10 protein-coding genes are annotated in these 14671 nt (G+C 31.1%); 1 reads left to right on the forward strand and 9 read right to left on the reverse strand.

Annotation, left to right across the window (positions count from 1 at the left end; all coding sequences use genetic code 11):
- Window positions 1-21 precede the first annotated feature (21 nt).
- The 8 genes from NQ499_RS10375 to NQ499_RS10410 form a co-directional block, all read right to left on the reverse strand.
- The gene (locus NQ499_RS10375) at window positions 22-174 is read right to left on the reverse strand and encodes a hypothetical protein (RefSeq protein ID WP_006506729.1); all 153 of its coding nucleotides are present in this window, start codon (window positions 172-174) and stop codon (window positions 22-24) included.
- 216 nt (window positions 175-390) lie between these two features.
- Complete coding sequence (locus NQ499_RS10380) at window positions 391-711, reverse strand: nucleotide pyrophosphohydrolase (RefSeq protein ID WP_006506730.1); 321 nt, start codon at window positions 709-711, stop codon at window positions 391-393.
- A 12-nt stretch (window positions 712-723) separates the two neighbouring features.
- Window positions 724-2589: a DUF2075 domain-containing protein gene (locus NQ499_RS10385; protein ID WP_040390154.1), complete on the reverse strand. Its 1866-nt coding sequence runs from the start codon at window positions 2587-2589 to the stop codon at window positions 724-726.
- 189 nt (window positions 2590-2778) lie between these two features.
- On the reverse strand, window positions 2779-4560 hold the full coding sequence (locus NQ499_RS10390) for an AIPR family protein (RefSeq protein ID WP_040390155.1): 1782 nt from the start codon (window positions 4558-4560) through the stop codon (window positions 2779-2781).
- Window positions 4561-4708: 148 nt separating this feature from the next.
- Window positions 4709-7429, reverse strand: a complete 2721-nt coding sequence (locus NQ499_RS10395; protein WP_006506733.1) for a glycoside hydrolase family 38 N-terminal domain-containing protein — start codon at window positions 7427-7429, stop codon at window positions 4709-4711.
- A gap of 49 nt (window positions 7430-7478) precedes the next feature.
- On the reverse strand, window positions 7479-8579 hold the full coding sequence (locus NQ499_RS10400) for a PTS fructose transporter subunit IIC (RefSeq protein WP_006506734.1): 1101 nt from the start codon (window positions 8577-8579) through the stop codon (window positions 7479-7481).
- A 102-nt stretch (window positions 8580-8681) separates the two neighbouring features.
- Entirely contained in the window at window positions 8682-9002 is a 321-nt protein-coding gene (locus NQ499_RS10405) for a PTS fructose transporter subunit IIB (RefSeq protein WP_006506735.1), read from the reverse strand.
- A gap of 1 nt (window position 9003) precedes the next feature.
- Window positions 9004-9465, reverse strand: coding sequence for a PTS sugar transporter subunit IIA (locus NQ499_RS10410; protein WP_006506736.1), 462 nt, complete (start codon window positions 9463-9465; stop codon window positions 9004-9006).
- 197 nt (window positions 9466-9662) lie between these two features.
- Between NQ499_RS10410 and NQ499_RS10415 the strand changes: the two genes are divergently transcribed.
- Window positions 9663-11582, forward strand: a complete 1920-nt coding sequence (locus NQ499_RS10415; RefSeq protein ID WP_006506737.1) for a BglG family transcription antiterminator — start codon at window positions 9663-9665, stop codon at window positions 11580-11582.
- A 171-nt stretch (window positions 11583-11753) separates the two neighbouring features.
- Here NQ499_RS10415 and NQ499_RS10420 read toward each other — a convergent pair whose 3' ends face one another.
- Entirely contained in the window at window positions 11754-14552 is a 2799-nt protein-coding gene (locus tag NQ499_RS10420) for a metallophosphoesterase (RefSeq protein WP_040390156.1), read from the reverse strand.
- Between the last annotated feature and the right edge of the window lie 119 nt (window positions 14553-14671).

The raw sequence follows: 14671 nt of genomic DNA on the forward strand, positions 1-14671 counted from the left end.
GAATCCAATATTTATAACTTATTACTTTGTAATGATATCAAGCAATGACTTGTAACTATCTACAACATCAGAAACAACATGATCATATAAATGTCTCTTAGCTTTCATTGCATTGACACCAAGACGTCCTTTAAATAGTAGGATCAGTAAATATGTCAGTATCGTATTTTTCATCCATTACATCATATGTAATATGCTGAATAATAGCTGTTGCTTTCTCATCATTAATAAGTGATGTAGCTTTGATAATAAATTCTTCAAGGTTATCTTTAAACTGATTTAATACAGATAGCTGTATACCTTGAAGAATCTGGATAATAGCCTTTCTTGTTGAACCAGTATCATCTACTAGTTCCTTCTATTATTTTTTGTTTACAACTCAATTACATATTACAACTCAGTATACTTATCACTCTTACCCTTAGCCTTTTCTACAGGGTACTTAGCTTCATTCTGACTCATCTTCATATTCACTATCTCATCAGCATCTAATCCTAGCTTATCTAATAGATTCTGACTATATACAATCACATCAGCTAATTCTTCTTTAACATGCTGTAAATCATAATTATCATCAGACCATTGGAAACATTCTAATAGTTCTGCTGCTTCTATTACGATAGACTTAGCTAGATTAGCTGGTGAATGGAATTGATCCCAGTCCCTGTCTTCTGTGAACTTTCTGATTCTATTTACTGTTTCTTCTCTCATGTTAGTTATCCTCTACTTTATACGTTCTCTTAAATAGTCTGCTAGTTCTTTATTGGTACAATAAACATAACAGCCTTTCATTCCTCTTGTCATAAGAGTTCTATAAGTGTTTTTTATGATTTGATCCGCTTCTTTTAATGCTTTGTCTGGATCTTGTTTATATAGTTTCTTTATTCCCTTTAAAGACTGATCTGTTCTTGCACGCTTATTAAAATCAGTCACAATATGACCATCTTCATATCTCATATCATCACCAATAATAACGCCTGCATAATCAAATTCTAATCCCTGAGATGTATGAATACATCCTATCTCATTAATAGAATTCTCATCTATCGCAAACGTAGAACTATTACCTAAGTTCCAGCTCATTTCAAAGTCATCAATCTTTATATCATGAACTGTAGAATCATTCTTACCTGCTTTAATCCATTCCCAGCAATAACCTGCTAACATTCTAGAACGATTATCAATCTTATTCTTTTCAAATATCAAGTCTCTTACTTCATTAGGTGTATCTAGAATTCTTATATCATAATCTATATCTTTTAAATCATAGTTAGCTGTTTCTCTTATTTCTAATACATCATCTAACCAAGCTAAGTAACCATTAGACCCATTACATCTAAATTGAGAAAGAAGTTCTAATTCAGATACTTCTGAATTAAGTTCTTTAGCCCATTTTCTAATTTCAGCAACAGAACCTATATCACTTAGAGTAACTCTTTGACTTTCATCTATAAAGAATACACTACATAGACATGCATTCATGATTTCTTTAATCTGATTTTCTCCTGCAATTCTAGGACCCAACTGTGTTCTTGCAGTTAATCTATGTCCTTCATCGCATAGTATTGTATCTATGATATTGGATTCTACTTCTATATAAGAACCAGCACCTTTAAACATATTATTAATACTGCTTTTCTTATGTCCTGTTAACTTCTTTGCATAAACATTTCTAGGAGCACTATTCTTGGAAGTATATTGTACAAATAGTCCTTCATTAGTAAGTTTTGATAATAGATTAATAGCGACTACTGTTTTACCAGTACCAGGACCACCTTTCACTATTACTGTACGCTTCTTATGGTCTTCCATGCACTTTAATGAAGTCTGTAGTATTTCTTCATATACGACCTTCTGTTCATCAATCATGATAAACTCCTGATTACCCTCTATCATACTCTTAATAGAGTCCTGAAGGCTCTTAGAAGGCTTAATCTTACCATTATCAATCTCATATAAGATTTGTTTGTTATCACCTGTCTTAACAGATTTCTTAATAAACTCTCTTAGCTTAGATACTTCACCTCTCGCAAATATAGGTGCATCTTCAACATATTCCTGATATTGATTCTGTTCTAACTTTTCTGGATTACTTTTTCTATAGTTATGTAGATAAGCACATGGATGTAATTGGATATTCTCCATCTGTACATTCTGATTATAGTCGTTAATCATGGCTGCATAAGACCATGCTTGATAGGAAGGATGAACAACTTTACGTACTGCACCACCAGTAAATGTTTCTACTAATGCATCCTGTCCACTAACTGCTTCTACTTTATCCCATTGTTTTAATTCAATAACAACAACATTAGGTTCTTTGTTTTCTCCATATCCTGATATGATAAAGTCTACTCTTTTAGATGTTTGGGGAATATTATACTCAATCGCAATACCAGAATCTTCTGGTATTGCCTGATCATTTAATACTTTATACATATATTCTAAAGAATTCTCCCATGAACGGAATTCATTACGAGCAGTTTTTCTATGCATCTTAGTATAAATTGTTTCTTCTATCTCCTGAGCAATAGAATCCATTTCTACTGCATGTAGAAAGTCATTTTTTATTCCTGAATATACAATCATCTGTCTACCTTCTTTCATTATGTATGTAAGAGAATATGAATCACATAATAGTTATAGAAAAATTATACTCTATGAGTTATGGAGTTGCAAATAGGTTTAGAGAATGAACATTATTATATTTTTGTTACCAAACTCAAAAAAAGAACGGCTAAAACCGTTCTCATCTTGGCAAGGAATCCCTGCCATAAACTATCTCTTTAAAATCTCACAAGCACTTATGAATTCATTTTTCATAGTTCTCTTGTTAATGACATTTAAAAAATCCTTTACTATACTATCCCTGTACTTCTTATCAGTTTTAAACAAGTTACTGATACTTGTTACCTCATTACGTGCTACACAATTCTCATACGTATCACATAATGAATCTAATATCATTTCAATTAATGATTTGAGTCTTTCTTGATAATCATCAGCTTTATAATTAGAAATAAACTTCGAATATACTAAATCAGGACTCTTTAATACAGAAATATCATTATTTAAGTCATCACGTGAATAATCCTCATTTACAATATAATAAGATAATCCTAATAAGGAGAAAATCACATACTTTGCATTACTTAAGACAATCTTCTCATCATCTGAAATTGTAGTTCCATTCTTTAAATCTGCTTCTATTATTGTATAATCTTCTGACAACTTAATCAAATCAAGAACAAACTCTTTTTTATTTGGGTCCTTCTCATAATTCACCCTATACAGTTTATTATATAGTGGCTTATTTTCAAATATGTTTCTCTTTCCACTTCTAGCTGTACCAGGTTGTTGATAACCAAATGAGAGTAATAGCTGACCAAGTTCATCATTTTTTATACTTTTTATATTTTTTAGTTTTTTCTTTTCACCACGTTTAATTTCTAAATAAACGCCTTCTTTCCCAAGCCATCTCTGTAACATCTTCATTTCAGGAGAATTTGATTTTAAATCTCTTGGATTAATTGGTTTTTGAGAGTTTGTGGCCTCGGCTATCTTTGAATAAAGTTTTTGATCATCATTCTTTATGCTTATAATTTTACATGGAAGATAAAATTTGTCATTATTACTTCCTTTATAATTACCAATTCTATTAGTAGTCTGTCCACCATTAACAATTGAAAAATCATAAAGTTTAACTTTATTACCATCCAAAACATACTCACTACATGCAATTGTTAGACCGTTATTATAAAACCAAAAATTATCTCTTTCTTTGTCTAGAGTCTCCTTGATGCCTTCATCAACAGTTTTATTCTTAATGTATTTTCTAATATTTAAATCAAACAACCCTTCATCTTTAAACTTGTCGTACATACGGACAAGAGATTCTGAAGACATATTAACCATAATTCCTGATACATTATCAGTTTCATATTGCAATACATTGTGTGGATAATCAATTTCTATCTTGTACTCATTCACTGTTTTAGCTTTTTCAATTAATTCTTTAATCTGTGAATTAATTTCACTCACACCGTAAACTGATACCATATCTTTTGAATATAGATTATTTTCTGCATGAAGTTTGTTAGTGACATCATTTTGATTTATATCTGATGTAGTAAAGATACAATACTCAACATTTCCTGCACTTTCATCAGGTAATCTATCTAATGCGTTTTGCAGATTAGTTTTAAGTTTCTTATTGTATGTACCTGTATAAGCCTTCTTAAAATTTTCTACAGTACTACTCATTTTATTTAATTCAGATATGATATCATTTAATTTCATATTTTCTGTATATTTGCATTGTCCTAACACAACCTTAGACTCTTCATCATCATAATATACAAAATCAATACCACCATCATTTGGACCATTTGTAATCGAACTTTCGATATCATATAACTTAGGCTTTATATTCTTAATCTTATAACAGAAAAATTGCATTGCTAAATACTCAAAGGCATTTTCATCTGTCACCTTTTTATTGCTTTTTTCTAATTCTTCCTTAATACTTCTTAATTCATTCAAAAGTACTTCACTTGCCATAAAGTACACCTCCATAATCATAACTGATCTTATTTAGTAAACTATTATTAATTATATCTCAGGTTATGATTCACATAAAGATCTACCACGAAATTTGTAATAGAAAAGAATCCCCAAGTATGACATATTCATACCTGGGGGTTAATCTTTATTCTGTTTCTACATAAATTGTTGTGAACTTACAATGTGTAAGAGGCTTAACTTGAATAGTATTATCTACTACTTCAATACCATCTGCATATTCTTCTTTTAAATCCACATAATATGCTTTCTTAATATTTTGAGTAAATACTAATGTATCACTTTCTTCTTCATGGAACTGACCATTATAAAGTCTGATAATATATCCATCTTTATCTTCAGCTTTCTTAATTGCACTTACTACAAGTTTATTCTCTGTAGAAAATAATGAATAACTATCTTCTTTTGTACCTTCTACTTCAGGTTCAGAGAAGATTAATCTACCATTTAAGAATTCTGAATACTCTCTTGCAACAACTGGAGTATTGTATGCTTTTGCTGTATTTGCAATATGTGCACTATTGAAATCACCCGAAAAAGTAGTGAAACCAAATGAGAAATCAAGTGGTTTCTGTAATTCAGCATCACGTGTTTCAATAATACGTTCTCCACTCGCACGTCCTGGACGATAGATAAGATTTTCTTTACCCATAAATGAGTAAGTTCTAAATAGTGTTAAACGGATAGCATGATCATCAATAACTTCATATTCACGTACTCCCTGAGGAATTAATGCGATACCTCTTTCACTATTACTTAAGCTTACAAAGCTCTGTGTAGGTTCAATAGAGATAGGTGGTTCTTGCCATGTAGTATTACTCTGCTGGAAGTTGACTGGTAAGTCGTTATTCACTTCTTCTTTTACTGTTTTTACTCTTTCTAATGCTTCATTATAAAGAGCCATTTCTTTTTCATGAACATTTTCTCTTTCAATAGCACCAAACTGTTCATCCGCAATATTTACTTTTGAAACAAGATCAGCATCAAATACAACACAAAGACGATGTGATTTACCAACATTATCTACATGTACATCAAAATCAATAACAGGTGAACCTTTTCTTAAGGATACAGACATCTTAACTGGAAGTTCAATAGAACGTTTACCTAATGCACGTTCTTCAAGATCACTTGGAATTGGTAATTTATATTCTGCATTCAATGTAGCATATAAGTCACATGCTTGAATATTGCTATCTACTAAATGATCCTTTGAATATGTTACTAAATCCTGATGTGCTGGTGAGTAGTTAAATGAATCTCCTCCATCACCATTTTCTTCAAATACTGCCTGATTCTTATAAACATGATTATTTGTTTTATCAACAATAGTAAGAGTTCCATCTTCTTCTAAATGAATAGAATAGAATTCATTTTCTACTGTTGAAGATTCTTTTAATTCCTTCTTAGAAGAATGAGAGAAATCTAAAGTATACTGAACATATCCCATTGCTGGAAGGTCTTTAGCTTCAATTGCAATAGTTGCTTCAATAACACTTTCAGGTGTATAAACCTTCTTGCTTGGATTTAATTTAATTGTTTGAGATAGAACATAATCAGTTAAATCTTTTGATTCTAGAATTGTATAATTAACATCATTTCCATTATTATCTTTCAAAGCAAAATCTGTACCTGGAAGATAAACTTTTGTTGTTACAACTTCATCTCTGACAAATGGTAAAGTATTGAACAATGTAATAGTCATATCAGCATTATTTTTAATACTAGTCGCAATAAGTCTTGTATGTAATTCTACTAAGGCATCCGCAATATCTCTCACCTGTTTATAACGCATATAAACATCTTCATTGGCAGTATCTGAAATACATGAACCAATTGAATCATGTGCTGCATTCTCAAATAATAGTTTCCAGATAGTTTCCATTGGACCATGTGGATACTCATTACCTAAAGAATAAGACATTGTCATTAAAGGTTCTAAAACATGAGTCACATAATTCTGAAGTTTAGTATTTAAAGCTTTTAAATCAGAACGAGATGAGAAAATAGATTTATGTACACGACTGTGTTTACCTAAAATCAATTCTCCTTCTACTTCTTCTAATTCAGGATGTGCAGCTTTGACATCTTTAATATAATCTTCAATACAGCTAATAACATAAGTATTTTCTGGATCAGCTTCCTGCTGTTTTTTTACTAATTCAACAAGATTTCTTCTAATAGGAGCCTGATCGAAGCCATTTGGAAAATAAATATTGTCTGTTGCACCAGTTCCAGCTTTGATTAAACATTCATTTTTCCAGAATTTCTTTGCATCTTCAGCATCTTCAGGAATATTACCACCGATATAGTATCCATGAGGAATCTGAGTTACAAATACTGTACTTCCATCATGTCCACGCCAGTTATAGTCTGTATGTTTGACCATATCATTCGTTACACCACGCCAGAATAATGTATCTTTAATTCCAAATGCATTATAAATCTGAGGCATATTTCCAGCCATACCAAATGAATCTGGTACATAGCCTACATTCATATATGGACCATATTTAAGGCATGTCTTCATACCATAGTACATATTACGAACAATTGATTCAGCAGAAATAACCATTAAATCACTCTGTGTATACCAAGGGCCAATAACTAATCGGTGAGCCTGTACTAATCTTTTGATTCTTGCCTCATCTTCTGGTCTCCATTTAATATAGTCATCTAACAATGAACCTTGTGCATCTAACATAAAGTACTTGAATTCAGGATCTTTTTCTAACGTATTTAGTACATCTCCTAAATCCTTCATTAAATATATTTTTGAACGTGATGTTGTGAAATACCATTCACGGTCCCAATGAAAATGTGGAACAATATGAATTTTCTTTGCCATAATCTTCTCCTTAACAAAATAAAGAAGGCATTGCCTTCTTTATTAAATTTTATTCAAATGAAATTTCTACGTCGTCTTCAGTCATAGTTTCGTCTTCTGATTCTGGATCAACGTTGAAGTTAGCAAGTAATGGAGCAACAAATGCGATGAATAATGCACCTACTAGCATACCTACTAAATAAGCCCATCCACTACCAATAGTGATGAAACCATAAATACCACCAACTGGAGGAATAGTAGCCTTAGCACCTAAAAGACATGTTACAGCAGCACCTAATGCACAACCAATCATGTTAAGTGGAACTAGACGAGACGCTTTTACTAATGTGAATGGGATAGCACCTTCAGTGATACCAACAAATCCCATTACCCAGTTACCTTTACCAGCATCTTTGAAAGAATCTGAATAGCATTTGCTCTTAATAACAGTAGAAATAGCATATGCTAGTGGTGGAATACAAATTGCACAGTTAATATAAACGTTAGGCTGATAGATTTTTTCTGCCATTAATACGTTACCAGCCATCCAAGCAGCTTTGTTGATAGGTCCACCCATATCAGAACCAATCATAGCACCTAAAATGACAGCTAAGAGAACTTGGTTAGTACCTGATTTTGTCATAGTACGAATCCAAGAAATTAATGCAGTATTTAACATTGATAATGGAGTATTTAAGATAACACCCATTACAAGAGCAATAACAGCTGTAGCAAAGAATGGTGAAATAACTAATGGCATCATTGACTGGAATGATTCAGGTAAGTTAAATGTCTTTTTGCACCATCTTACAGTGTAACCAGCTAAGAAACCAGCAATAACAGCTCCTAAGAAACCTTCCTGATAATTAGAAGCGATAGCACCACCGATTAAACCAGCACCAATAGCAGGCTTTTCAGCGATAGAGTAAGCAATAAAACCAGCTAGAACTGTATTAACAAGACCGATACCAGCCCAACCTACTTGCTGAATCTGCCATAAAGTGTGATAGAATCCAGTTGCCTTTGCATATGGATCTAAGCTCTGTACGCCAGTACATAATGCGATAATTAATGGAATTGCAACAACTAAAGAAGCACCAATGATAAGTGGTAACATGTAGCCAATACCAGTCATCATATGACCTTTAGCTTCATTAAAAAACTTTTTCATAAACTTTTTCTCCTCAATATAAATTTTTTGCTATATAATGAGAGTGCGTACTCACTATATAGTATGTATTCATAGGTCTCCGCAATAGGCCTATGAATTTTTTTATCCTTTTTTTGCTTCAACAGCTTTAGCACATTTCTTTAAAACTGCTTCAGGTGCCTTAATACAAGTAGTAATATTGACACGAATAACTGGTTTACCTTCAAAACGGTCCATACCTTCAATATGCTGATCAGATGCAATTAATACAAAGTCAGCAGCCTGAGCTTCTTCTTTTGTAATAGCATTAACCTGCCCCATTGAACCCTGCTGCTCCATCTTGACATCAAAACCAATCTTCTTTCCAGCCTTTTCCAATGCTTTTGCAGCCATTGGAGTATGAGCTAAACCAGCTGGACAAGCTGAAATACCAACAACTTTCATTTTAATTTTCCTCCTCCATCATTTTTAAAATATAACGTGTTAATTCAGCCTTATCATTTGATGAAATAATTGTATCTTTAAATTCATCTTCTAATAATGCTGTTGCAAGTGAAGAAATCATCTTCAAATGCACGTCACCAGCACTCTGTTTAGGTACTAGTAATGCGAAAATATATTTAACTGGCTTGTCATCTAGAGTCTGCCAATCAATACCATTTTTATTTCGTAAGAACATAACTGTTACTTTCTTAACGTTATCTGTTCTTGCATGTGGGATTGCAAATCCATCTTGTAATCCTGTAGAGAATTCTTTTTCTCTTTCAAGAAAGTCATGATATAAAGCATCTTCATCATCAGTAATATCAAGTAGTTTTGCTTTATGACTGATAAATTTAAGAATGCCATCTTTGTCTTTCTCATCAACATCTAGGAATGTTGTCTGTTCGTTTAGTAATTCGTTCATTGCTGTTCACCTCTCTTCGACAATACCTAGTATAAATAATCTTCTTCCATTTCTCAATTCATGCAATTTCCACTTCAAATAGGAAATGTAAGTGTTATCATAATAAGCGCTTCCACTTTTAAGTGGAAATGATTTTGGTTGTCAATTTTTAAAAAGTCGCTAATATTAATAATAAAGATAGAGAAAGGAGGATAACCATGTTTAATTACAAAAGAATTGAAGATATTTTTAACTATATACGTAGTAATGATTACACTACTGCTGCAAAGCTAGCAGATTTATTCAAAGTATCAGATCGTACAATTCGTACTGATATTAATAATTTAAATAATGAATTACAGGGAGCAAGTGTACAGTTGAAAAGGAAAGCTGGTTATTATCTGGAAATTGAAGATGAAGAGAAGTTCAATTCATTTCTGGATAGTATAACATCTAAAGAATCTGATATTGTAGATCTTGATTCCAGTGAAGATAGAATACATTTCATATTGAATAAACTACTTTATTCACACGATTATATTTCTGCTGATGATCTTGCTGACTCAGTTTATGTTTCAAAAAATACATTCTCTAATTACATAAAAATAATCAAAAAAAGCCTACCACTTTATAATCTTGAATACATTGTAAAGCCTGGTGTTGGAATAAAAATCATCGGTAATGAATCTGATAAACGAGATTGTATCATAAATGAAACACACCCTTTAAATGAATATTCAACTGTTTCAACATTTTCTAAAGGAGAAAAGATTTACTACAACGATGTTGAAGTCAATTATATTGTTTCTTTATTAATTAATGTTTTCAATAAACATAAAATTCAAACAGATGACTATAAATTAAAGAATCTTACTACTTATTTTGCATTAATGATTTCTAGAATACTTAATGATGACTACATTAGTGTTATGAATAACACAGAAATTCCTAACAATATTAAGGAAATAATGAATGAGATATGTGAGTCATTAAGTGATTATTATGACATAACAATTACTCGTGGTGAAAAACAATATATTTCACTGCATTTTATTTCTAATATTAAGTACAACAATAATTCTATAGATGATCAATCTATACATAATCTTATTGATTCTTTCTTAGAAGGTATCTACAAAGGATATAATTTTGACTTAAGGGATGACAAAATACTAAGATCTGATCTTTTCTATCATTTCCGTACTTCAATATCAATGATGGAACTTCATTTAGAGAATAAAAACCCTTTATTAAATACCATTAAAACGAACTACCCTCTACCATTTGAAATATCAAAGACTATTCTTAGCCAGTCTTCTAATATTATTACTTTCCCTGAAGATGATATAGGATATATCGCTTTACATATTGGTGCAGCGATAGAAAGATGTTTCTCTGGTTCTATCAAGAAAAAAGCCGTTTATCTTGTATGTGGTTCAGGACAAGCAACTGCACGTATGTTAGAGGCAAGATTACATAATGTCTTTGCGAATAAGCTGACTGTTGTCAAAAGATTGTCTCTTATTGAGTATCTAAATTGTACAGAGAATGATTTCAAAGAGATAGATTGTGTTATTTCAACAATTCCTTTAGAACAATCATATGTTCCAACAATTACTGTAGATTTCTCTCTTAATCAACAGGATATAGAAATGGTGTCTCGTTTAATTACATCTATAGATCAAAGTAAATATGAGAAAATCAAAAAGTTCTTTGACTCTTCTTTATTTGTTCACAAGAAAAAAGTGAACTCAAAAAATGAATTGTTAGAAGAACTCAGTACTCTATTGCTTAATGAAGATATCATTGGTGATGATTATCTTGATTCTGTCTATAAACGTGAAGAACTCTCCAATACAAATATGAATGATGTATTTGCATTACCACATCCATTGAATGTTTTTGCAAAACAAACAAAAGTTGCTGTTGCAATATTAGATGAACCACTTAAGTGGAATGGTGATGAAACTGTTAGAATTGTATTCCTTCTAGCAATCAAGAACGGAGATAGTCTTAACATGGAACACTTATATGATGTATTTATTGAACTCGTTAATAACACCAAATTCCAACGTGAAGTTATGTGTTCTAAGACATATGATCAGTTTATTAAAACACTTATACAACATATACAATAAGCCATACAATTGATTACATATAAAAACAGGAAGGATTATTCGTTCCTTCCTGTTTTCAGGTTTAATACAATAATTACCCGTCTAACTTAACAAAATATATTTGCTGTCAATTGCAATCAATACAATTAATCCTTAAAAAATTCGTGATATATTATCTCCTAATTTAAGAAACTACTTTACCCACCTATAACGCCATGATTGGCCTTTAGAAAACGCACTTTTTAATGCAGTGATAGAAAAACTTTCTCTAACTCCTGTCGATTGCAAACTTCCCGTTTTATTAGTTGCTTCCACATCAACTATTTCAGCAACAATCATCTCAGTCCCATCATCTTCAACCACCACATATTCAGTAAAATCATATATAAATCTTTTGCCAGTATACAATGTTTGTCTGAATGATTTCGGACTTGTTTCAGTTAAACTTAAATCAAATAGTCTTAACACATGTCCACTAAACAATCGCTGTAATTGATTGATGTTTCTAGACAACCCATAAATTTCACCTGTTCTACTCACTGGCACTAACTTATCACTTGTTATTTCAGTTGTTTTTTGTTCATATGATTCTATCAATTGCTTATCATGAATAGAAGCTAATAGATATTGCGAATTTGCTGATTTTTGATTATATTTCTCTTGAATTATATCTAATTGTTTCTTAGAATCCAAAGCTTCATTTCCAGATAAAATAGAGCTATGCTTTCTCGATAAAGACTTAATAACATCATCAAATGAACCTAATGCTTCAACTGCACCAAAATATGGAGAATAGTAATAACTAATACTGTTATCATAAAGATTAATCATAATATGGTGAAAAAAATCAATATCGACTATAGTGCCATGGATTTTACCATCTAGTCCTAAATCTTTTAATTCCTTTGATAGCTGTTCCTGAAGCTTTCTTAATGGAATCATAGATTGCAAATATTTAGATAAAATAATATCAAAATTCTCACAAATCCAACTCATTTCTGTTGATGATGTCAATTTTTTTGTTGCACCACCGTTTACTATAGAAATTCCTTTTGAAACTCCTGTCTTCCTCATCAAAAAGAATCCATAATATCCCTTACGCTTAAGTACATAGAAATCAGTATCACCATTCTGTAATCTATTATTTAATAACTTTCCATTACCTATTTTTTCACCGATATATCTATAAAACTCTAAATAATCATCTACTGAGGTCTTATATAATCCTTCACCTAATTCACCGTATGGATTTAAATATAATCCAGTTGTTGCTTTCTTGAAGTAAATATCATTACTTTTATAGCCAATCTGATTATCTGCATAAACAACTTTCTCTTCATTCTTTATGAATTCATTTATATGTGTATGTCCAGTAAAGTAAATAGCTTCCTTTTCATAATGATTATTTAAACAAGCAGATACTGGATAATGAGATACACATATAAAACAAAGACCATGCTTTTTAGCATATGCTAATGCATCATAATATCCTTTTTCAAAAGTTTCTGTTTCTTTTATCTCGTCTTCTCTTGAAAATCCCTTGCAACATACTAAACTATCTGCATTCCAAACTGTATCATACTTTGCAAATCCTGTACCACCATAAATAAGACATTCATCACCTATTTTATAAGTATTGTGTAAAAGAGTGATTCCTATTTTTGATAACTGATTCTTATAATATTCCACTCCTTCATCCACATTTTCAAACGCAATATAATCATGATTACCCAAAACCACAAATACGTTTCCTTGATACGAATGTTTATAATCTAATAACGTTATTTCTTCAACTTTCTTACAATACTGACTTTCAAACGATTCAATTTCATGCTTTATTTTTTCTCTATGACATTTATAATCTTCTATCTCTTTGTACTTCTTCTCTTTTAAATCCAATAAAGAAACTACCACTTCGATTTTTCTTATAACTGAATCTGGTAATTCTAAGGATTTAAAACTTTTTACCTTTCGATAGCATTCAAATGCACTTGTATTAGAGTCAGTAGGTTTATATTTCTTTTTGTATTTATCAAACTTTATAAAATCAAACTTAGGAAGAAGTTCCCTTTTCAATTTTTCTATACTCATTGACAACTTAGCATATGAAATCTTATACCACTGATTATCAGCAATCATTTCTTTCATTGCTTTCAATTTACTCAGTTCATTTCTAAATCTTTTAAAACTGACTAAATCATATCTTCTCATGTAGTATGAGAAAAATTCCATAAAGAGTTCTTTATCTGAAGAAATATCTCCATCAAATATAACAATATCTGATGATAAAGATGAATTATAGAGTCTATCTCCAATTATACGTATCATCTTCTCTTCATCATTATCATAATATTTTAAATGATGTCCCAAATGAATATCTGAAATGTATGAAATTCTTACTTGAGAGTCATTGCTGTAATATGAAAGTGAATTTCCAAGCTGATCCACTATAGCTAATTGGTGATTTAGAACTTGGAGTTCATTTGTATCTGAATGCCAGCTATATAAGCTTTTTGAATAATCTGAGATTTGCTTTGTTGGATTATTATTGGCACACTTTGGATTTTTGCAACAATGCCATTCAACGCAAGTTATACTATCAGCATCCATATAATAAATCTTACCGCATTTATTACATCTTACTTTATACAACTGCTTTTCTCTAATTGCAGTCAAAAGACTACCAAAAGTACCAGGATGCTGATCATGATAAAGAAACATTTCTACATTTTTAAAATCACGATAATGATTTCTAAACTTGTCTACAAAAGTTATAGGCATTGAATCTTTATTATAATAAGCCTTCGTTTCCTCTTCACTTAATTCGAAATATTCATAAAAATTAAAAAATATCCTATAGCGATTGTATTCAAATTTATTCCACTCTTTCTCAGCAAGTTGTTTAATTATAGGCATAATATCTACCTCTGCTTCCTCACAACCTCCGATGACTTCTAGACAACCGTATTTATCTCCTATTTTTAATTCCATAAGCATTTCTCCACTTCTAATCGCCTAACCATTTGAGTATGCATTTACATTTTCTGCTAAAAACTTATCTTTAAGTAAAATACCATCTCTATAATTGTATCTTAAATGTTATAGAAAGC

The sequence above is a fragment of the Catenibacterium mitsuokai genome, assembly GCF_025148785.1.
GTDB classification, from domain to species: Bacteria; Bacillota_I; Bacilli_A; order Erysipelotrichales; family Coprobacillaceae; genus Catenibacterium; species Catenibacterium mitsuoka.